Origin of the sequence: Corynebacterium kozikiae (genome assembly GCF_024580965.1) — a bacterium.
Taxonomy (GTDB): domain Bacteria; phylum Actinomycetota; class Actinomycetes; order Mycobacteriales; family Mycobacteriaceae; genus Corynebacterium; species Corynebacterium kozikiae.
Map to the genome: position 1 here is coordinate 180123 of NZ_JANIKJ010000002.1, position 21025 is coordinate 201147.

The 21025-nt window shown below is 63.8% G+C and carries 18 protein-coding genes and 1 tRNA gene; 7 read left to right on the top strand and 12 right to left on the bottom strand.

What is annotated here, in order from left to right:
• Positions 1 to 15: 15 nt before the first annotated feature.
• Genes rfbB through rfbA form a run of 3 tightly spaced genes read left to right on the top strand, consistent with a single transcriptional unit; the run spans position 16 to position 3204 of the window.
• On the top strand, positions 16 to 1014 hold the full coding sequence (gene rfbB, locus NQ018_RS02840; RefSeq protein ID WP_257058332.1) for a dTDP-glucose 4,6-dehydratase: 999 nt from the start codon (positions 16 to 18) through the stop codon (positions 1012 to 1014).
• Positions 1015 to 1017: 3 nt separating this feature from the next.
• Positions 1018 to 2349 (top strand): sugar nucleotide-binding protein, encoded by a 1332-nt coding sequence (locus NQ018_RS02845; RefSeq protein ID WP_257058230.1) that lies wholly within the window; start codon positions 1018 to 1020, stop codon positions 2347 to 2349.
• On the top strand, positions 2350 to 3204 hold the full coding sequence (gene rfbA / locus NQ018_RS02850) for a glucose-1-phosphate thymidylyltransferase RfbA (protein ID WP_257058232.1): 855 nt from the start codon (positions 2350 to 2352) through the stop codon (positions 3202 to 3204).
• On the opposite strand, the gene NQ018_RS02855 is transcribed toward rfbA, so the two are convergent.
• The gene (locus tag NQ018_RS02855; RefSeq protein WP_257058234.1) at positions 3201 to 4409 is read right to left on the bottom strand and encodes an MFS transporter; all 1209 of its coding nucleotides are present in this window, start codon (positions 4407 to 4409) and stop codon (positions 3201 to 3203) included. The two genes, rfbA and NQ018_RS02855, sit on opposite strands and share 4 nt — an antisense overlap.
• Positions 4410 to 4486: 77 nt before the next feature.
• Here NQ018_RS02855 and NQ018_RS02860 point away from each other — a divergent pair, with 77 nt between their 5' ends.
• The gene (locus tag NQ018_RS02860) at positions 4487 to 5149 is read left to right on the top strand and encodes an SNARE-associated domain-containing protein (protein ID WP_257058236.1); all 663 of its coding nucleotides are present in this window, start codon (positions 4487 to 4489) and stop codon (positions 5147 to 5149) included.
• A 192-nt stretch (positions 5150 to 5341) separates the two neighbouring features.
• Here the strand turns inward: NQ018_RS02860 and NQ018_RS02865 are convergent.
• Both NQ018_RS02865 and NQ018_RS02870 read right to left on the bottom strand, forming a co-directional pair.
• A tRNA-Thr gene (locus NQ018_RS02865) sits at positions 5342 to 5417 on the bottom strand.
• 60 nt (positions 5418 to 5477) lie between these two features.
• Positions 5478 to 6680 carry a DNA polymerase III subunit delta' gene (locus NQ018_RS02870; protein WP_257058238.1) on the bottom strand — a complete coding sequence of 401 codons (1203 nt, stop codon included), beginning with the start codon at positions 6678 to 6680 and terminating at the stop codon, positions 5478 to 5480.
• Between the two features lie 34 nt (positions 6681 to 6714).
• Between NQ018_RS02870 and NQ018_RS02875 the strand changes: the two genes are divergently transcribed.
• Positions 6715 to 8241, top strand: a complete 1527-nt coding sequence (locus NQ018_RS02875) for an adenylate/guanylate cyclase domain-containing protein (RefSeq protein ID WP_257058240.1) — start codon at positions 6715 to 6717, stop codon at positions 8239 to 8241.
• A 136-nt stretch (positions 8242 to 8377) separates the two neighbouring features.
• Positions 8378 to 10336 (top strand): OPT family oligopeptide transporter, encoded by a 1959-nt coding sequence (locus tag NQ018_RS02880; RefSeq protein ID WP_257058242.1) that lies wholly within the window; start codon positions 8378 to 8380, stop codon positions 10334 to 10336.
• 38 nt (positions 10337 to 10374) lie between these two features.
• Here NQ018_RS02880 and topA read toward each other — a convergent pair whose 3' ends face one another.
• Both topA and NQ018_RS02890 read right to left on the bottom strand, forming a co-directional pair.
• A complete protein-coding gene (gene topA / locus NQ018_RS02885) occupies positions 10375 to 13326 on the bottom strand; it encodes a type I DNA topoisomerase (protein ID WP_257058244.1) in 2952 nt (983 codons plus the stop codon).
• 201 nt (positions 13327 to 13527) lie between these two features.
• Positions 13528 to 13731, bottom strand: a complete 204-nt coding sequence (locus tag NQ018_RS02890; protein ID WP_257037382.1) for a cold-shock protein — start codon at positions 13729 to 13731, stop codon at positions 13528 to 13530.
• Between the two features lie 384 nt (positions 13732 to 14115).
• Here NQ018_RS02890 and sftH point away from each other — a divergent pair, with 384 nt between their 5' ends.
• Positions 14116 to 16467 carry a DEAD/DEAH box helicase gene (sftH, locus tag NQ018_RS02895; RefSeq protein ID WP_257058246.1) on the top strand — a complete coding sequence of 784 codons (2352 nt, stop codon included), beginning with the start codon at positions 14116 to 14118 and terminating at the stop codon, positions 16465 to 16467.
• On the opposite strand, the gene NQ018_RS02900 is transcribed toward sftH, so the two are convergent.
• From NQ018_RS02900 to ssd, 7 genes are read right to left on the bottom strand one after another with little or no spacing between them, the layout of a single operon-like run.
• The gene (locus NQ018_RS02900; protein WP_257037380.1) at positions 16449 to 16802 is read right to left on the bottom strand and encodes an Rv3654c family TadE-like protein; all 354 of its coding nucleotides are present in this window, start codon (positions 16800 to 16802) and stop codon (positions 16449 to 16451) included. The genes sftH and NQ018_RS02900 overlap by 19 nt on opposite strands.
• Complete coding sequence (locus NQ018_RS02905) at positions 16799 to 17089, bottom strand: hypothetical protein (RefSeq protein ID WP_257058248.1); 291 nt, start codon at positions 17087 to 17089, stop codon at positions 16799 to 16801. The genes NQ018_RS02900 and NQ018_RS02905 overlap by 4 nt, the downstream gene beginning before the upstream one ends.
• A 4-nt stretch (positions 17090 to 17093) precedes the next feature.
• A complete protein-coding gene (locus NQ018_RS02910; RefSeq protein ID WP_257058250.1) occupies positions 17094 to 17300 on the bottom strand; it encodes a DUF4244 domain-containing protein in 207 nt (68 codons plus the stop codon).
• Between the two features lie 51 nt (positions 17301 to 17351).
• A complete protein-coding gene (locus NQ018_RS02915; protein WP_257058253.1) occupies positions 17352 to 17903 on the bottom strand; it encodes a type II secretion system F family protein in 552 nt (183 codons plus the stop codon).
• Positions 17900 to 18733 carry a type II secretion system F family protein gene (locus tag NQ018_RS02920; protein ID WP_257058255.1) on the bottom strand — a complete coding sequence of 278 codons (834 nt, stop codon included), beginning with the start codon at positions 18731 to 18733 and terminating at the stop codon, positions 17900 to 17902. The genes NQ018_RS02915 and NQ018_RS02920 overlap by 4 nt, the downstream gene beginning before the upstream one ends.
• Positions 18727 to 19842 carry a TadA family conjugal transfer-associated ATPase gene (locus tag NQ018_RS02925; protein ID WP_257058257.1) on the bottom strand — a complete coding sequence of 372 codons (1116 nt, stop codon included), beginning with the start codon at positions 19840 to 19842 and terminating at the stop codon, positions 18727 to 18729. Before NQ018_RS02925 ends, NQ018_RS02920 begins: the two co-directional genes overlap by 7 nt.
• The gene (ssd, locus tag NQ018_RS02930) at positions 19839 to 20948 is read right to left on the bottom strand and encodes a septum site-determining protein Ssd (RefSeq protein ID WP_257058260.1); all 1110 of its coding nucleotides are present in this window, start codon (positions 20946 to 20948) and stop codon (positions 19839 to 19841) included. The genes NQ018_RS02925 and ssd overlap by 4 nt, the downstream gene beginning before the upstream one ends.
• Positions 20949 to 21025: the final 77 nt, after the last annotated feature.

Sequence of the window (21025 nt, forward strand, 5' to 3'; positions counted from 1 at the left end):
TACCCACCTATGAAGATGCTTGTCACCGGCGGCGCGGGGTTCATCGGCTCCAACTTTGTGCGGCGCACCCTGGCCACCCGCAGCGACTACGACGTCACCATCATCGACAAGCTCACCTACGCCGGCAACCGCGCCAACTTGGAGGGGTTGGATGTGCGCTTGGTGGAAGGCGACATCTGCAACTCCCCCCTCATGAACAAACTCATGAGGGGGATGGACGTGGTGGTGCATTTTGCCGCCGAATCCCACAACGACAACTCCCTAGCCGGCCCCGGCGCATTCGTACACACCAACCTGGTGGGCACCTACACCCTGCTGGAGGCGGTGCGCGCACATGGTGTGCGGCTGCACCACATCAGCACTGATGAGGTGTTTGGGGATTTGGCGTTGGATGATCCCGCCCGATTCACGGAACAGACTGCTTACAATCCTTCCTCGCCGTATTCGGCAACGAAGGCTGGCTCGGATCATTTGGTGCGGGCGTGGATCCGCAGCTTTGGGATTGAGGCCACGATCTCGAACTGCTCGAACAATTACGGCCCGTATCAACACATTGAGAAGTTCATTCCTCGGCAGATCACCAACATCTTGGCCGGTGGCCACCCCAAGTTGTATGGCACGGGCGAGCAGGTGCGCGATTGGATCCATGTGGATGACCACAATGATGCCGTGCTGCTCATCCTGGAACGTGGCTCCCTTGGGCAGACGTACATCGTGGGGGCGGACAACGACCATGTGAACAACCTCCAGGTGGTCCGCCTCATCAATGAGCTCATGGGGAGGGACGCCGACGACTTTGAGCACGTTGCGGACCGCCCAGGCCACGACATGCGCTACGCCATGGATTCCACCAAGCTGCGCACTGAGCTCGGCTGGGCACCAAAGTACACGGACACCACCACAGGGATGCGCGCGGGTTTGGCGCACACGATCGCCTGGTATGAGCAGCACCGCGCTTGGTGGGAGCCTGCCAAGGAACGGGTGGAACGCGAGTATTCCATGAGGGGGCAGTGATTGATGTTCGGCAGCATTGAGGGCCTGGAGATCATCGAGCTCACTGTCCACGGAGACAATCGTGGCTGGTTCAAAGAAAATTGGCACGCCGGCCGCGGGCCGAGGCTGTTTCCGGTGCAGAACAACATTTCCTTCAACGCGCAGGTGGGCACTACTCGCGGGTTGCACGCGGAGCCGTGGGATAAGTATGTGTCGGTGGCCACCGGGGAGGTGTTCGGCGCGTGGTGTGATCTCAGGGAGGGCTCGCCAACGTACGGCAACGTGGCTACTGCGCGGATCACACCCGCCCAGGCGGTGTTCGTGCCAAGGGGCGTGGCTAATGGCTTCCAGGCGCTGCGGGAGAACACGGCCTATACCTACCTGGTCAACGATCACTGGAGCGCAAACGCACAGTACTCTTTTGTGAACTTGGCTTCGGTGGGCATTGAATGGCCGATCCCACTCGAGCAGGCCGAGCTTTCGGAGAAAGATAAGCACCACCCGCCGCTGGCCCTGGCGACGCCGGTGCCTGCGCGCCCTGTGCTCGTCGTTGGTGCGAACGGGCAGGTTGGCCGCGCCCTCGCCGCGCAATTCCCGGGTGCTGACCTGCGGGATTCCTCCTTGGACATCACGGACCTCGCGGCCTTGGAGGCGCTGAATTGGCGGGGGTACCGGGCGGTGATCAACGCTGCGGCATTCACGTCGGTGGATGCAGCGGAACAGGAAGGGCGTGCCAAGGCTTGGGCAGTCAACGCCACGGGCGCGGCGAATGTAGCCCGGTTAGCGCAGCGCCACCACATTCCCGTCGTGCACTTTTCCAGCGACTACGTGTTCGACGGGCAGCGGCCGTGGCACACGGAGGATGAACCATTCTCCCCCATCAACACCTACGGCGCAGCCAAAGCCGCCGGCGACGCCGCCGTGATGGCCACCGATCAGCACTACATCCTGCGCACCAGTTGGGTGGTCGGCGACGGCCCGAACTTTGTGCGCACCATGGTTGCGCTCCGTGAGCGCGGCGTGGTGCCCAAGGTGGTGGATGATCAGTTTGGGCGCCTCAGTTTTGCCACGGAGCTCGCCGCCGCCGCAGCCCACCTCATGAACACCGGTGCACCCTACGGCACCTACAACGCCACTGCCAGCGGCGATGTGGTGAGCTGGTTCGAGGTGGCCAAAGAAATCCTGCCCGCGCAACGCTGCACCACCGCCGAATTCGGCGCCGCAGCGCCGCGCCCCACTCACTCCGCACTCGCCTTAGATAAATTGCAGGCCACGGGCTTTTTCCCGAGGGATTGGCGCGTGCAGTTGGCGGAATACTTGGAGGATTACTTAACAGAACACCAGGGAGGCATCTAAGTGAAAGGCATCATCCTGGCCGGCGGCTCCGGCACACGGCTGCACCCCATCACGTTGGGCATTTCCAAACAGCTCATGCCGATCTACGACAAACCCATGATCTACTACCCCCTGACCACCCTCATCCAGGCGGGCATCAGGGAGATCCTGGTGATCACCACCCCCGAAGACCAACCCGCGTTTGCACGATTGCTTGGCGACGGCTCCAGGCTGGGCATCCGGCTGGAGTATGCGGTGCAGCCTAGGCCCGAGGGGCTCGCCCAGGCGCTTGTTATTGGCCGGGAGTTCATCGGCACAGATAGCGTGGCGCTGGTGCTGGGCGACAACATCTTCCACGGCCTAGGTCCCGCCCTGCAGGAAGGCATCTCCCCTCATGGAGCAACGGTGTTTGCCTATGAGGTGGGCGACCCGGCGCGCTACGGTGTGGTGGCCTTCGACGAACACGGCGTGGCCACGAGCATCGAAGAAAAACCGGCGCAGCCCAAGTCCAACTACGCCGTGGTGGGGCTATATTTCTACGACAATCGCGCCGTGGAGATCGCCTCGCAAATCCGCCCCTCGGCGCGCGGCGAACTGGAAATCACCGCCGTCAACGAGGCCTACCTCCGCGCCGGCGAGCTGCGCGTCCACAGGCTCGAGCGTGGCAGCGTGTGGCTGGACACCGGCACCATCGACTCCATGAGCGAAGCCGCCCTCTACGTGGAAGTCCTGCAAAAGCGCACGGGGCAAGTGATCGGCTCGCCGGAGGTGGCGGCGTGGCAGCAGGGCTTCATCAGTGCCGACGCCCTCCGTACCCTCGCTGAACCTTTGCGCAAATCCGGGTATGGAGACTACCTCCTGCGCGCTCTTGCTTAGCTCGCGGGGAAGCGCCTTGTGAGCGTCGGCATCAACAACAGCGTCACCGCTGCCACCGCAACGCCAAAGCCAAGCATCATTGGGTAGCTGAACACCTGGCTGAGCATGGTGAGCAGCGCTGGGAAGAGCATGCCCAGGTAGGTGAGGCAGTAGAAGATACCGGAGAGGCCGGCCATGTCGTCGTCGGTGGCGATGGCCTGCGTTTCCGCGAGGCCGATGTAGGCGCACAGGCCGTAGGCCAGCCCCAGGAACACCGAGGAGATCAGCACCAGCGGCACCGAGGGCGCCATGGTGGTGTACGTGGCCAGCGCCATGCCGATCACCGCGGCGCTCATGGCCACCACGGGGCCGCGGGAGGGGGACTCGCCGGCGATCCGCGGGCCGAACTGCTGGACCACGAACCCGGAGCCGAGGGTCACCAGCGCCACCAGTGCCGACAGCGCAACCGGGTACTCCACATGAGCGGAGATCTGCTTGGTCAAAATCGCGTACGCCGTGAAACCCGCGCCGAACACCCACGGCGCCATGGGCATCACCACGAAGCGGAAGCGCCCGTGTTTCCATGAGGGGATTGCCATGTCTTTCCAGAACCCACCGGGGGTATCCAGCCGCTCGGAGTGCCGAGTCTCCGGCAGGCGCAACATCAGGGGCGTAGCCGCCAGGGACAGCACGATGTGCAGGTAAAAGGCGAGCTGCCCCGGCCACGGTGCCCACTGCGCAAGCGTGCCCGCCACAGCAGGGCCCAAGGCGAAGCCCGCGGTCAGGGCCATTGCGGCTCGTTTGGCGCCGGATCGGGCGTTGGCGGAGGGGTCATACTGCTTTGCGGAAAGCTCCTTAATCCACGCCCCACCAGCCGTCATGGCAATACCCACGGACACGCCAGCCGCCGCCCGACCGAACCCCATCAGCCACGCGTTATGCTCCCCCGCGGCAATCATGAGGGAGGCGAGGGCGGCAAATGCGGGCGTCGGAAGCATGACAACCTTGCGCCCATAGCGATCCGACGCAGGCCCCGCCGCCAGCAACCCCAGCGCCACGCCCGCCGCGTAAGACACCAGCATGAGATCAATAAACACTGGGCCAAAGAAACCCTGCTCGCGATACAGCACCAGCAGGGGCGTGTAGTGGTTTCCTCCCCAAGCGACTGTGAACACCGCCAGCGCGATACCCAACCACGCTTTCTGAAACTGTGACCCAGTAGACATGCAGGACATGCTACTCCCCGATTTCCCCCCTCATGGACAAATAGAAGGAAAGAGAAAGATTAGGCTACGTTGGAGCAATGAATTCTTCCTCAGAGATGCCGAGTTTTCTCAAAAACGCCACCCGGCTGGACTGGGCCCTATACGCGGGCCTGATCGCGGTGGGCATCTACGGGTTTGCCATCATCCCCTTCCGGGCCACGCTCCTGCTGAACCACACCATGGTCTACACCGTGCTTACCGGTTCCAGCTTGTCCGTGCTCTCGCACGCCGCGAGTAATCCTGGGCGATGGCCCTACCTTGGCGGCGTCGTGCTGCTAGCTGCCGCAAGTAGCATCAAGTTTTTGCCGCTGTTCTTCCTGATCGGCAAGCGATGGGGGCGGGAGTTCCTTGACTCAAGCTTCGGTGGCCGCCCGCCGCTTTGGTTCCGTAAGTTGGAGCGCTTTATCCACAACCACATCGGCATTTCCATGGCGCTGGCATACGTTCCCTTCTCCCCCATCGCGCCGACGATCATCGCCGTTGTTGGCGGCATCGCACGGGCGCGGGGCTGGGCCGTGATGGGTTTTGCGTTCGTGTTCGCCGTTGCCCTCAAGAGCTTCTACGCCTACCTGGGCATTACCTTTGGCACGCAGGTGCAGTCCACCCTCATGGTGATCGACCGCTACGTCACCTGGATCACCCTCGGGCTCGTGGCGTACATGTTCGCCGCGATCTACTACAAGCAGAACAAGAAGAAGTAGGGCTGGGCCAACGCCTCGTCGAGATTGTGGGCGTTGGTCGATACCTTAAGGTCGAGAGGGCGGCGCGTTGGTCGAAAGGAGGGGAGGCTTTGAGTGGTATCGACCTTGAGCTATCGACCAACGCCCCCCACAGCGATATCCCGGTGTCCCGATATTCCGGTGTCCCAATACCCGAGACCCGAGACCCGAAGTTGGAGCCGCCTGCGGGAATCGAACCCGCGACCTTTTCATTACGAGTGAAGCGCTCTACCGACTGAGCTAAGGCGGCCTCGGACCAAAACGCACATTTGATCCGGAAAGCAGCTTAGCGCACAGGTTGCCAAACTTCCTAAACGCCTGCCCCGCAGGCGATGCGCAGCCGCCCCACCATTGCGTCGAGGGCAGTCTCCGGGCGCACGTTTTGCTGCAGGTGCTCACGCGCCAAGGTGATCGCATCCAAACATGCCACCAGGCCCGCAATATCCACCCTGGCACTCAATTCCGCAGCCAGACCGGCAAAATCCGGATGCACCGCGGGCACTCGGGTAGCAGATTTGTCCATGAGGGAGTCGCGGTAGAGGCCGGCGAGATCCACGAGCGCCAGGTCCAACGTATCCCGTATCGCCCTGGTGCGCCGCTTCTTCTGTTTCTCCTCCAGTTCGCGGATTTGCCCGCTGGCGCCGCGGAGGGCCTTTTGGGCGCCTTTGCCTTTGGCTCCCATGCCGAGTGCGTTGCGGAGTTTTTCCATTTCGGTTTCGTTTTCTTTGGCGAGTGCCTCCTCGGCGCTTTTGGTGGAGGCTTTCACGATTGCGGTGACGGCTTGGAAAGCTTGGTCGCCTTGGAAGACGAGTTCGGCGAGGCGCAGGATGTTTGCGCGTCGGGTTTGGGCCTCGCGGTCTGTGGCGAGGTGCCTCGCGCGGCCGATGTGACGTCCGGTGGCTGCGGCGGCCAGGCGGGCGTCGTCGGGCGAGATCCCCTCCCTACTCAGAATGTCCGCGACCTCTTGCTCGCTGGGCTGCGGAACGTACACGTGACGGCTGCGGCTGAGCAGCGTGGGCATGACGTCTTGGGGGTCGGTGGAGGGGGCGCACATCATGATGACGGTGTGCGCGGGCGGCTCCTCCACTGTTTTGAGCAGTGCGTTTGCTGCGCCTTCGGTGAGGCGGTCGGCGTTGTCCAGGATCACCACGCGCCATTTGGCCACGGTGGGGCGCTTCGCAGCGGGCTCGATCACGGCTTCGCGCATCGTGCCCACGCTGATGGAGAGCTCGCGCGGAACGATGTGCAGCACGTCACCGTGCGTCCCGGCAAGCACAGCCTTGCATCCGGTACAGGTCCCGCAGCCGACCACGGTTTCATGCTCACACACTAACGACGCCGCCAATCCCACCGCAGCCACAGACCTCCCCGAGCCAGGAGGGCCTGTGAACAGCCACGCGTGCGTCATCGCGCTTGCCTGCCCTTGCCCCCGCGCAGCCTGCGCGGCCGCCCGCAGTACCCCGGTGACATGCCGGCTCACCCCAAGTTGGGAAAAGATATCGCTTGTGTCCACCTCACCGAGCCTATCAGTGGTTAAATTGGTGGACATGACCAAGTTCTGGCGCGCAGTCACATGGATTCTGGGCACGGCCTGGCCTTTGTATGCCACCACCGTGCTGGGGTCCAATGTGCTCGGTGCCGTGGGCATCATGCTGTTTTTGCGCTACTTGGTACCAAACCCCGAGTTTGCCACGTTTACGGCATCCGCAAACCACCTCCCGGCCATTGGCATGGCCTATGTGGTGGCGGCGGTGCTCTTCGGCGCGGTGGTGACCTTCCTGCTGTTCCGCCCGGTGTTGGACTGGCAACGCCACCCCGAGCGCCATGACCGCAATATGGTACGCAATTTGGTAATGCGTATCCCCATTTATCAGGCAGCGCTGTGCGCCTTGGTGTGGTTGGGGGGGTTGTTCATTTTGGCGTCGGTAGCTGCGCAGACTTCGGGCAAGCTGGCCGTGGTGATCGCGGTGACGGTGCTGCTCGGCGGCGCCGTGGTAGTGCTGCTCACCTACCTTGAAGCAGAGCGCCTGGTGCGTCCGGTAGCTGCGGAGGCCCTCGCGCGTCGGTTTGAAGACGCCACCCTGGAGCCCCCGGTGAAGTGGCGGCTACGCCTGACCTGGCTGGCCACCTCCGCCATGCCCATCGCCGGGATTGTACTGATGTTCGTGGGCCAGCGCGCGGGTTACTTCACCGAGCAGGTGGAGGACATCATGCCGGCGGTGGTGGCACTGAGCCTCGCCGCACTGGTCACGGGCTTTTTGGGAACCACTTTGTCCGTGATGAGCGTGGTCGATCCCATCCAGGAGCTGCAGCGCGCCATCAACTCGGTGCGCCGCGGCGAAACCGACGTCCAGGTGGACATTTACGACGGCTCCGAGATCGGAGTCCTCCAAGCAGGCTTCAACGAAATGATGCGTGGTCTGCACGAACGTCAGCGGGTCCGCGACATCTTTGGCCGCTACGTTGGCACCGAAGTGGCCCGTCGCGCGCTCGAGGAACGCCCCGAACTTGGCGGCGAGGACCGCGAGGTCGCCGTGATCTTCGTGGACGTCATCGGCTCCACCACCTTCGCCGTCACCCACGACCCCGAGGAAGTGGTGGACGAGCTCAACCGCTTCTTTGAAAAAGTGGTCAAGGTAGTCCACAAAAACAAGGGCATCATCAACAAATTTCAGGGCGACGCCGCTCTCGCCGTCTTCGGCGCCCCCATCACGCTTTCCGACGCCACCGGGCACGCCCTCACCGCCGCGCGAGAGCTGCGGCAAGAACTCAAGGGGCTGCGCCTGCAGGCGGGCATTGGCGTGGCCGCGGGCCACGTGGTGGCCGGCCACATCGGTGGCCACGACCGCTTTGAGTACACCGTCATCGGCGACGCCGTCAACACCGCCGCCCGCCTCACCGAACTCGCCAAAGACACCCCAGGGCGCGTACTCACCAACGCGAGCACCCTGGCCAAGGCCAACGAGGCCGAGCAAGCCCGCTGGACCCTCATGAAGTCCGTGGAACTGCGGGGGCGCAACCTAATGACGCAGCTTGCCCGGCCGATCCGGCCGACCCTCGCCGACCGCAGCTAGCCCCTCCCCTCATGAACACATTCATGAGGGGAGAAATCTCACAATGGGCCGCCTGAGTTCGGAGCCAGCCCCACCCAAGCCCTACGCTTGTAAAGAATGCAAACCAAGGCATTACTTGTAAGTGAAAGGAACTTCGGTGGCTAATTTGACCACGCATTCCACCTCGTCGGGTGTGCGCGAACTGACGCTGCGCGCCGTGATCATCGGTGGTCTCATCACCCTCGTGTTTACCGCGGCGAACGTCTATTTGGGCTTGAAGGTGGGGTTGACCTTTGCGACGTCGATCCCCGCCGCGGTGATCTCCATGGCGATCCTGCGCAAGTTCGCTGGGCACTCGATCCAGGAAAACAATATTGTGCAGACCATTGCCTCGGCAGCAGGCACGCTTTCCGCCATCATCTTTGTGCTGCCAGGCCTGGTGATGGTGGGCTGGTGGACTGGCTTCCCATATTGGACCACCGCCGCGGTGGTGGCCATCGGCGGCATCTTGGGCGTGATGTACTCCATCCCGCTGCGCCGCGCACTAGTCACCGGCTCTGACCTGCCTTACCCCGAGGGCGTTGCGGCCGCCGAGGTCCTCAAAATCGGCGACACCGAATCCGCCGACGCCAACCCAGAGGAAAACCGCAAAGGCCTGCACGTGATCCTGGCCGGTGGTCTGGCTTCTGCAGGCCTGGGCCTGCTCACGGCCCTGAAGGCAACCGCCGGTGAACTGGCTACCGTGTTCCGTTTCGGTGCAGGTGGCACGATGTTGGGCTCCAGCCTCTCGCTTGCATTGATCGGTGTGGGGCACCTGGTAGGCGTGAGCGTCGGTATTTCCATGATCGTGGGCGTGATCATCTCCTTCTTCGTCCTCCTGCCCACCTTTAGCGCGGACGCCATAGGCACCGCCGAGCTTGCCGAGGTTGTGTCCACCACCTTCTCCCAGGAAGTGCGCTTTGTGGGCGCTGGCACCATGGCGGTGGCCGCGATCTGGACGCTGGTGAAGATCATCGGCCCGATCGTGAAGGGCATCAAGGATTCCCTGAGCTCCTCGCGCTTGCGCCATGAGGGCCAAGAAGTGCCAATCACGGAACGCGACATCCCCTTCAACGTGGTGGTGGGCACCATCTTGGCCTCCATGCTTCCTGTGGGCGCGCTGCTCTACCTGTTCGTGCACGTCTCCGAAATCTCCCACCACACCGCCACCTTGATCATCTTGAGCATCGTGTTCGTGTTGCTCATCGGCCTGATCGTGGCGTCGGTGTGTGGCTACATGGCCGGTTTGATCGGCGCATCCAACTCCCCGATCTCCGGCGTGGGCATCATCGTAGTGCTCACCTCCGCGCTGCTCATCAAGGCCGTCACCGGCAATGAGTCCCAGACCAACGCACCGGCGCTGGTGGCCTACACGCTGTTCACCTCAGCAGTAGTGTTCGGTATCGCCACCATTTCCAATGACAACCTGCAGGACCTCAAGACCGGCCAGTTGGTTGGCGCCACCCCATGGAAGCAGCAGGTTGCACTGGTGATCGGTGTGCTCTTCGGCTCCATCATCATCCCACCTGTGCTGCAACTCATGCTCACCGGCTTCGGCTTCGTGGGTATGGAAGGCGCGGGAGAATCCGCCCTCGCAGCACCGCAGGCGGCGCTGCTTTCGTCGGTAGCGAATGGTATTTTTGGCAACTCGTTGGATTGGTCCTTGATTGGGCTCGGCGCGCTGATCGGCGTGGGCGTGATTGTGGTTGATGAGGTGCTGCGCCGCACCACCCGCTTCGCCCTGCCGCCGCTGGCCGTGGGCATGGGCATGTACCTGCCCGTTTCACTGACGCTGATGATTCCGCTCGGCGCGTTCCTGGGCATGTTCTACGACCGCTGGGCAGAGAAGCAGGCCAAGCCGGAAACCTCGAAGCGCATGGGCATCCTGCTGGCCACCGGCCTGATCGTGGGCGAATCCCTGTTTGGCGTGCTCAACGCAGGCATCATCGCTGCAAGCGGGCAGGAATCCCCACTCGCACTGTTTGAGTTCGGACGCTTCGCGGAGGTCCTCGGCGTGGTGGCCTACGTTGCCATCATCGCGGGGTTGTACCGCTGGGTGAAAACGCTGAAGGCCTAACCGCCGCCAATCCCCCTCATGGACTTGTCCATGAGGGGTTATTTTTTCCGGGCCCCAGCCTTGACTACCCGCTTGGTTGTCTGCGCCGGCCGCTTCGCGACTTTTTTGCCGGCTTTCTTCGCGGTCTTTTTGCTTGCCTTCTTGCTGGTTTTCGTGCCGCCGTCGGCGGCTTCTTTGGCGCGTCGCTCGGAGAGGAGTTCGTTGGCGCGGGCGTCGGTGAGTGCGGTTGGGTCGTCGCCTCGGCGGAGTGAGGCATTGGTGGTGCCGTCGGTGACGTAGGGGCCAAAGCGGCCGTCGCGGACGCTCATGGGTTTGCCGGAGACGTCGTTGTCGCCGAGTTCCTTAATCACCGATTGGCTCGTGGCGGCGCGGCCGCGGCGCTTTGGTTCGGCGTAGATGCGGCGGGCCTCGTCGAGGGTCACGGTGAAGATTTGGTCTTCGCTGCTCAGGGAGCGGGAGTCGCTGCCCTTCTTGAGGTAAGGGCCGTAGCGGCCGTTTTGTGCGGTGATGAGCTCGCCGTCGGCCGGGTCCACCCCCACTTCGCGCGGGAGGGAGAGGAGCTTGAGGGCGTCGTCAAGCGTGATGGTGGCGGTCTCCATGGTGGAAAACAGGGAGGCGGTTCCGGGCTTGAGGGTTTCCTCGATGATTTGGTTGATGCGCTTTTCTTTGGCGGCAGCGGCGGTTTTGGTTTCCCAGTTCTTGGCGCGTTTGCCTTCGGCGGCGCGTTGGGCGTCTTCCTCGGCGCGTTCGGCGGCCACGGTTTCCTCGGCCTTTGCGGCGGCGCGCTCGCGCTCGTCTTCGCCGAGGAGTTCGGTGACGTAGGGGCCAAAGCGGCCTTCCTTGGCCACCACCACGCGCCCATTGGAGGGGTTGATGCCTAGCTCACGGCCGGATTGCGGGGTGGCAAAGAGTTTCTCGGCGAGTTCGAGGTTGAGCTCATCAGGGGTGATGGAGTCCGCGAGGTTAGCGCGCTGGTATTCCGGCTCGCCGTCCTTGGTGCCCACCTGGCGTTCGATGTATGGCCCATAGCGGCCCACGCGCACGAAGATGGGGCGGCCTTCGGCGTCGTCGAACAGGGGCAGGCTGTTCACGCTGCGGGCGTCGATCTGCTCGAGGTTGTCCCCCACCAACGCCTTCAGGCCACCTTGGCGGGCGATGGACTCCGCGGTGGCGTCGGAAGCGTTCGCATCGCCGAAGTAGAAACCCTTGAGCCACGCGGAACCCTGCTCGTGACCTGCGGCGATCTCGTCGAGCTCATCTTCCATTGATGAGGTGAAGTCGTAGTCCACCAGGGAGGCGAAGCTCTGTTCCATGAGGCCAACCACGGCGAATGCCACCCAGCTCGGCACAAGCGCGTTGCCGCGGGAGTACACGTAGCCGCGGTCCTGGATGGTCTTAATGATCGAGGCGTAGGTGGACGGGCGGCCGATCCCCAGGTCCTCCATCTTCTTAACCAGGGAGGCTTCCGTGTAACGGGCAGGGGGGTTGGTGCTGTGGCCTTCGGCAACAAGCTTATCGACGGCGAGGGCGTCTCCTTGGGCAAGCTGCGGCAGGCGCTTCTCGGCGTTGTCGGCAACGGCGCGGCCGTCGGCATTTTCTGCTGTGGACTCCACGGACTCCACGTAGGCACGCAGGAAGCCCTGGAAGGTGATGGTGCGGCCGGTGACGGAGAATTCCACGGCGGTGCCGTCGGTAGCGTTGCCCCCAATGAGCACCTTCATGCTGGTGCCGCGGGCGTCGGCCATTTGGGAGGCTACGGTGCGCTGCCAGATCAGCTCGTAGAGTTTGAATTCCTCTGCGTCCAGTTGGCCGGCGAGCTCGCCGGGGGTGGCAAAGCGCTCGCCCGCCGGACGGATCGCCTCATGGGCTTCCTGGGAGTTTTTCACTTTGCGGTCGTAGCGGCGTGGGGCGTCAGCCACATATTCCTTGCCGTACAGCGCCACCGCCTGCTCGCGGGCTGCTTTGAGGCCCTGCTCAGAGAGGGTGGTGGAATCTGTACGCATGTAGGTGATGTGGCCGTTTTCGTACAGTCGCTGCGCAATGCGCATGGTGCGCTCGGAGGTGTAGTGGAGCTTGCGTCCAGCCTCCTGCTGCAGGGTGGAGGTCATGAATGGGGCGTATGGACGGCGGGTGTAGGGCTTTTCCTCTACGCTCGCCACCGCCATTGGGGCACCGCTGAGGTTTTCCGCGAGCTTGTGGGCGCGCTGTTCGTCCAGCACAACGGCGTCTCCGGTGAGCTGGCCGCGGTCACTGAAGTCGCGGCCTGTGGCCACCCGCTTGCCATCCACCGAGCTCAGGCGCCCGGTGAAGATGGAGGGGTTGCCGTCTTGGGCTTGCTCCGCGTGGAAGGTGGCCTCCAGGTCCCAGTAGCTCGCGGAGATGAACGCCATGCGCTCACGCTCGCGTTCCACGATCACGCGGGTGGCAACGGATTGCACGCGTCCTGCGGAAAGGCGCGGCATGACCTTCTTCCACAGCACCGGGGAGACCTCGTAGCCGTAGAGGCGGTCCACGATACGGCGGGTTTCCTGCGCGTCCACCAGATTTTCGTCCAGGTCGCGGGTGTTTTCCGCGGCGGCCAGGATGGCGGGTTTGGTGATCTCGTTGAACACCATGCGGCGCACCGGCACCTTGGGCTTGAGCACCTCAAGCAGGTGCCAGGCAATGGCCTCGCCCTCGCGGTCGGGGTCTGTGGCAAGAAGAAGTTCGTCAACTTCCTTGAGTTTGGATTTGAGGTCGGCAACCTTCTTCTTCTTATCGGCACTCACTACGTAGAGCGGGGTGAAGTTGTCCTCCGTGTTCACGCCGAGGCGTGCCCAGGGCTCCTTTTTGTACTTCGCTGGCACGTCGGCAGCGCCGCGGGGGAGGTCACGGATGTGCCCCACCGAAGCCTCAACAATGTAATCCTTGCCAAGGTACGGCGCGATTTTTTTGGCCTTGGTCGCCGACTCCACGATGACCAAGTGCTTGATGCCGCTCGTTTCAGCCATGAAAGGTGAAAACCTCAATTCCTTAACCGGTGCTTAACGCTACTCGTTCTAACCTAGCAGCTCGCAATATGCAAAAACGCACCCTAAGCAAAATGCTAGGAAGCATTACGCTTGGCTGCGCTCTTGTGTGCCGCCTCAACGATCACGCTGAAGCGTTCCCTCATGAGGGGAAAAGTTACTGTATTTGCTTACAGATTTTGTTTACAGTGCGCGAACAGACTGCGCCTGTGGGCCCTTTGCGCCCTCACCGATCTCAAACTCCACCTTCTGGTCCTCTTCCAGGGTGCGGAAGCCGTTGCCCTCGATCTCGGAGTAGTGGACGAAGACGTCAGCGGAGCCGTCCTCAGGAGCGATGAAGCCGAAGCCCTTTTCAGCGTTGAACCATTTCACAGTGCCCTGTGCCATTTTGAAAACTTCCTTATTTTGGATTGTGACGCCCGCGGAGTTGCAAAGCGTCCTTGCGTGGGAGCCAAACTTTCTGACCTGCATATCACCACGCCAATCACCTTGTACATCAGCACTGTGTGAATAGCGCAGCCACCTGAAGCAAAAAATAAGAAGCAACTACCGGAACCCCTGCTTCCACCGCGCTCGTAGCGCGATCACACTCGGGATTTCCTTGGTTGCTCCTTGGCGACCATTAGCCAGTGTGTCACGAATCCCAGCAAACCAGAAGCGTAGAATCAAAATTCTTCCGATTTTCGGCCAAAATCTTTTTCAGCACCTCACCGCACCTGGCAATGTAGGCGCAGTTCACGCAAGTTTTCACAATAGTTTTGGGAGGAAAATGTGACCCACCCCGCGCGCCCTCATACGGGGGAGGAATTGGCCCGCGCGGTGCAGGAATCGCAGCACACCTCCACCTGCACCCACCTGGTTACGCAGCCGGCGAAGCGCGCCGAGTACGCCCCTTTCCCCTCATGGACACACCCCGGCCTCCAGCACTGGCTTACAGCGAGGGGCATCGCGGCGCTGTACGAGCACCAGGCGCTGGCTGCGTCGTTAGCGTGGGAGGGACGGCATGTGGTGCTGGCTACGGCGACCTCTTCGGGTAAGTCCCTGGCGTACCAGCTCGCGGTGCTTTCGCGGCTGGCGCAGGAGCCGCGGGCCACGGCGCTGTACCTCACGCCCACGAAGGCGCTGGGCAATGACCAACTGGGCACCCTGCTGCAAATGTGCAGTGAAATTGAGGGGCTCCATGAGGTACACCCCAGCCCCTACGACGGCGACACCCCCACCGACGCCCGCCCCACCATCCGCGAACGCTCCCGGCTGGTGGTCACCAACCCCGACATGCTGCACCAAGCCATCTTGCCGAACCACGCAAAATGGGGCCGCATGCTGCGCAATCTGCACTTCATCATCATCGACGAAGCCCACTCCTACCGCGGAGTGTTCGGCGCCGGCGTCTCCCTAGTGCTGCGCCGCCTCCTCCGCCTTTGCGCCCGCTACGGCGCCCACCCCACCGTGATCCTCGCCTCCGCCACCAGCAACGACCCCGCCGCCCACGCCTCCACCCTCATCGGCGCGCCCGTGGAAGCAGTCGAGCGCGACACCGCACCCCGCGGCCCCCGCACCATCATGCTCTGGGAACCCGGCTTCATCGAAGGCATCAGCGACGAAGGCGGCGCCCCCGTCCGCCGCGCCGCCAGCACCGAAACCGCCAGCATCATGGCCACCCTCATCGCCGAAGGCGCACGCACCCTCGCGTTCGTCCGTTCTCGCAGGCAAGCGGAAATCACGGCGCTGCGCTGTGCAGAAGAGCTCTCCAGCATGGGAAGGCCTGCCGACGCGGCCCGGGTGGCAGCCTACCGCGCGGGATACCTCGCGGAGCACCGCCGGGCACTCGAACAGGCCCTGGACAACGGCGATTTGTTGGGCGTGGCCTCAACAAACGCGCTGGAATTGGGCATCGACGTCGGCGGCCTGGATGCGGTGGTCACCGCCGGCTTCCCCGGGACCGTGGCCAGCTTCTGGCAGCAGGCTGGGCGCGCAGGTCGGCGCGGCCAAGGAAGCCTGGTCACCCTCGTGGCCCGCGACGAACCCATGGACACCTACCTCATCCACCACCCCGAAGCGCTCCTCGACAAACCCCTCGAGCGCACCGTCTTCAACCCCCACAACCCACACATCGTGCGCGGCCACGTGCTGTGCGCGGCGGTGGAGGCGCCGCTTTCCGACGCCGAGATCTACGCCCTCGCAGGCCCCACCCTCCCTCATGAGCTTGCTCATGAGGGGAGGTTGCGCAGGCGCCCCGGCGGCTGGTTCGCCGTCCAACCCCCGGGCGTCGCCCCGCCGCACACTCAGGTGCAGTTGCGCGGCACGGGAAACTCAGTGGCCATTGTGGACGCCACCGACGGGCGCCTGCTTGGCACGACTGATGAATCCTTGGCGCTCAGCCAGCTCCACCCCGGCGCGGTGTACCTGCATATGGGTGAGCAGTTCGTGGTGGATGAGCTGGATCTCCATGAGGGGGTTGCGTTGGTGCACCCGGAGGCCCCTGAGTACAACACGTATTCGCGTTCCACCACGGACATCCGGATTGTGGATGTGCCGCACGATGAGCAGAAGGTGGTGAATCCCTCCCCTGGCCTGTGGGTTTCCAATCTGGAGGTGGAGGTGACTACGCAGGTGACGGGTTATGTGATGAAGTCGATCGCCGGGGAGACCATCGGGATGGTGCCGCTGGATCTGCCGGCTCAGGCGTTGGTGACCAGGGCGGTGGCCTACACGGTGGACCCGTTGGTACTTCAGGAGTTGGGGATCACGGATGTCCCTGGGGCGCTGCATGCGGCGGAACACGCGGCGATCGGTATGTTGCCGCTGATCGCCACATGCGATCGCTGGGACATCGGCGGGGTGTCCACTGCGCTGCATGCTGACACAGGCTTACCGACGGTGTTCGTGTACGACGGCACCCCAGGTGGCGCCGGCTTTGCCGACTGTGGCTATGAACGATTCGACGAATGGATCCAAGCCACCTTTGAAGCCGTGCGCTCTTGTGCGTGCGAGGCGGGGTGCCCGAGCTGCGTGCAGTCGCCAAAATGCGGCAACGGAAACAACCCGCTTGACAAGGCAGGTGCGATCAAACTGCTGGGTGCGCTGTGCACCATGCTCGGCGGCTACGACCCTTGCTCATGAGGGCCGGCGTTGGCCTGGGCGGTGCGCAGGCCAACGCGGACGCTGACTTGGACGTCGAGGGCATAGATGGTGCAGCTCGTGAGCTCGGCGTTGTTGGCGTGGGCGGTGGTGCTGGCTGTGGCGCAGGCGTCGGCGTCGGCGTCGGTGGTGTTCATGAGGGAGGTGGCGCCGGCGATCGCGGCCATGTCTGCCGCAACCTGCGCCTTGTGCTGTTGGAGTACCAGGCTGGCGGCACCTACTGCGGCTAGCAGGATTGCGGTGAGGGCACAGGCGATGCCCGCGGCGAAGATGGTCATGTTGCCGCGGGCATCGTCGGTGTGCTCATGAGGGGTCATGAGGTTTCCTTGGGGTAGACCGCCTGGGCGCGCATCTCCCCAAATGGTGCGGGAACGTGGGCGGTGGCGGTGACGTGGGTGCTGCTTTCCTCTATGTCCACGCTGCCCCGTGGTGGGGTGTATGCCACCCCGATGGCGTGGGATCTGGCGGCGGCGCCAGCGAGGTCCACCGCCAGGATGAGGGACCCGAAGGTGGAGAGGACCCCGATCAGCGCGGAGGTAAACAGCAGCAGCGCCGCCGCAGCGAGGGCGGATTCGAGGGTGACCATGCCGGCGTCGTTGCGCATGTGCTTAGCCTGGGACGTTGCTGAGTGCGCCGGTGACTACTTGCTCGATGGCGTCGCGCACGGCCTGGGATTGGGCAACAAAGTACAGCGCCCCGGCGAGTGCGGTGGCGGCGAGCGCCCCGAGGGCGTACTCCACGCTGGTCATGCCGCGTTCATCGGCAAGCAGCGCGGGTCGTTGTTGCTGGTAGTTCGTGGTGTTAAAGGTGTTCATGGTGTTCTCCTTTTGTATTTGGTGTGTGTCCAAGGGCGGTTTTGCCCCTAGTTACTTAGACAGGTTGAGACCCCCTAGAAGTTCCATGCCGAGGTCAACAATTACTGGGATCAGCCCCAGCAGGAAGAAGGCGGGCAGGAAGCACAGGCTGAGCGGCAGGGCCATGAGGACCCCGGCGCGCTGGGCTTTTGCAGTTGCCAGGTGGCTTGCTTGGCGGCGGAGATCTTCTGCCAGCCGGGCGCAGCCTTCCTGCATGCCAGCACCGGTGCGGCCGGAGGCGCGTGCGAGTGCCACAAGTTCGCGGCAGTGGGCGTCGGCTTCAAGGGGCTGCCAGGCGCGGTGGGCGGGCGCACCCATGTGCATCAGCGTTGCTACCTGTGCCCATCTGGGGTTGTGGCTGCAATTGGCTACGGTGTGCACCGCCGCGGCTGGACTCAGCCCAGCCTGCAGGCACGCGGTGAGCAGGTCCAGGTCATTGGCGGTTTCCAGGGCGCTTGCCTGCTCGGGCGGAGGTCCCGCTGGGGCGTGGGCATGGCGCAGCCGCCGCGGCGGGGTGAGCCACAACGCGCAGGCAACCAGCATCGCGGCGATCACGAGTATCATGCCGCCACCCCCTGCAAAATCCGGTGCGCCCACAGCGCTCCCGCGCAGAGCAGGCCAGTTCCCACGAGCAGAAGCACCGCCCCGACCGCCGTGGTACTAAACAGGGCCACCGAATTGGCGCCCATCGATGCCCCCAAACCGATCCCAAGCAGCGGCAATAGGCTCAGCAGCACAGCGGTGGCCTGCGGCCCCTGAAGGTTGGCGTTGGTCTCTGAATGGTGGCTGAGCTCGGCGTCGAGGCGCAGTTGCACCTGGTGGATCAGCGGCGCCAACGCAACGCCGTGGCGCGCTGCTACATTCCAGCACTGCGCCATAAACACCAGCTCCTCATGGGCAACGGCCAGAAGGTGCTTTTCCCCTTGCGCCCCGAGCCGCATCGCGCGGACGGTGGCGTGCAGTTGCTGCGGAATAGGTGCGGCGCGCGCCTGAACGGGGCTGAGTTCCTCCAGCGCGTGTTCGAGTGCGTGATCCATGGGGATGCCGGCGCGCAGCTCGCCCACCACGAGCCCCAGCACTTGCGAAAGATAGCGTTTTCGCTGTTTGGAGCGCCGCTTCACCGCGATTCCCGAGGCAATGCGCCACAGCGTTGCAGCGATCATCACCAAGGCAATGAGGATGACCGACGCCCCCAACGCCCACATCCCCACAAGCCCCAGCGTGCTTACGGCCCACAGCAGGCGCGTTGTTGGCAGGCGCTTGGAATGGGCATTGCCGCTGCCGCTGCCGCTGCCAGGGTGTTGCACGCGCCGCAGCAACCGTGGTGAAGGCAGAGCCAGGGCGAGGACAAGGCACACGAGGCAGGCGAGCACCGCCGAAGGGTTGCTTACCATGGCGCCTCCTCCATCCAGCCTTTGCTGCGCTGCCACAGGGTGCGCACCCGAACCGGGTTGTGTTCCACCACGCTGATCTGCTGCAACACCCTGCCCGAGGCCGTTTTCTGCATAGAGAGCACCATCGGCGCGGCAGCCGCGATTTGCGCCCCGAGCGCCACGGCTGGCACCCCACCGAGAGCAGCCAATGCCTCAAGGCGGGCGGGGACCTCCTCCGCGGCGTTGGCGTGGATGGTTCCGGCGCAGCCCTCATGGCCAGTGTTGAGCGCGGCGAGGAGGTCCACCACCTCGGCGCCGCGGATTTCACCCAGAATGATTCGGTCCGGGCGCATGCGCAGAGCCTGTTTCAGCAGCTCCTGCATGGTGATCTGGCCGCGTCCTTCGGTGTTAGCCGCCCTTGTGAGCAGCGCAACGTGGTGGGGGTGCTTGGGCAGAAGCTCGGCGGTGTCTTCGATCGTGATGATCCGCTCGCCGGGGTGGACTTCCCCGAGCAGGGCGTTGAGCAGCGTGGTTTTCCCAGAACCGGTGCCGCCGACCACCAAAAAGGAGCGTTTGGCGTGGACGAGGGCACGCAGCGCGTCGGCAATGTCCCTGGTGAACGTACCTTTTTCGGCGAGTTCTCCGAGGCTGATGTGGGCCTGGCGCAGCACGCGCAGGGAGAGAAGGGTGCCGGTGTCCGAGGGTGGGCTGAGCATCGCGTGGACACGAATGGCTGTGGTGGCTGTGTGCTGGAGGCGGGCGTCGGCAAAGCTTTGAGCGCTGTCGAGCCTGCCACCGCACGCCAATATGAGGCGGGTGGCGAGTCTGCGCACCTCTTCGTCGTCGCTGAAGCGCACACCCGCGGCCTCCATGCCGTTGCCGCAGTCGATCCACACGCTGTTTGGGCCGTTGACCACGATGTCCGTGATTCCCCTGCGCTGCAACAGCGGTTCCAGCGGCCCCAGGCCCACCGTCTCATGGCGCAACTGGCGCAACAGGTCAAACACATCTTTATCACTCACCACTCCCGCGGTTTGGCGAATCACCTCCGCAATCTGCGCAGCCCCCGTGACCTCCGGATGGCTCGCCAAATGCTGCTGGACCTGCGCCAACACCTGCTCCCGGTTCATCGCAGCACCTCCGCCTCCACCACCTGCTTGGCCGCCCGCGAAAGCTCCCTGGGCAGGCGCTGCCCCAGCCCCACCGTCTCCAGGCGTTTGGCCAGCCCAAACACGTTTCCGAACTGCGCCACAGGCACCGCACCGAGGAAGGGCTCCATCTCCTCCGCGCGTACCGACGCCCACCCGCGCACCCGCACCACCGGCACCAGGGGTAGGCTGCGGGAATGGATCTGGTGCACATGCTCTGCGGCGGCCGCCACCGCCCGCACCTCGGCAGGAACCACCAGCACAACGGCATCCACCGCGTCCAACACGCCCTGCGGCTGCTGCCCCAGCACACCGGCGTCCACCACGATGTCACTGATCCCCGCCTGCGCACGCAGCGAATCAATGGCGGCACGCACCTTCTCCCCGGTCACCCCCTCCCCCGCGGACCGCGCCTGGGAAAGGAGGCGAAGCCCCTGGCCGGCGTCGATAAGCGAATCCAGCACCTCCCTGCCGCGTAGCACCCCGCCGGAAGAGCTGAGGTCATTCCAGCGAAGCCCCGGCGCGTCCTCCAAGCCAAACAGCAGGTCAAGACCCCCGGAGGCCGTTGCAGCGTCGAGGAGCACGCAGCCCCCACCTCCGCCGGCGAGGTGACGAGCAACACTCGCAGCAAACACGCTGGTCCCAGCGCCACCGACGCCACCAAGTACCGCGATCACCCGCACTCGCAACCGGCGCCGCTGCCCACTCTCTTCGGGCGGCGCATGAGAATCTGTGTGCTGTTCAGCGAGCGCCTCCAACAGCTTGGGAACGTCGGCAGGCATGGAAAATACCTGTTCAGCATGAAGATCCATGGCGAGCTTCCAGCCGCCGCGCTCCCCTGCTGAAATCTCCCCTCCCGAAGGTTCTGAAGTGCCGAGGAGCAAGAACCTGCGCTGGCGCAGCGCCAACGTAGCAACATGCGGCGCGGTAGTGGCATCGCAGAGCACCACGCCACAGCGCGCAGCCTGCACTGTAATCTCCCGCGGGTCAGTGGTATCCACCGCCACGCGACCGGTCGCGGCAACGGCGTGCATTGCCTCTGGGTAAATAATCGGGTCTGTAATTGCAACAAGAACTGGTGTATCCATAGCCCGCAGTGTGCCGGGGTTTCACATGCGCGAAAAGGGGCCATCTTGAAGGCTGTGGAAAACGTGGGGTTACAGCG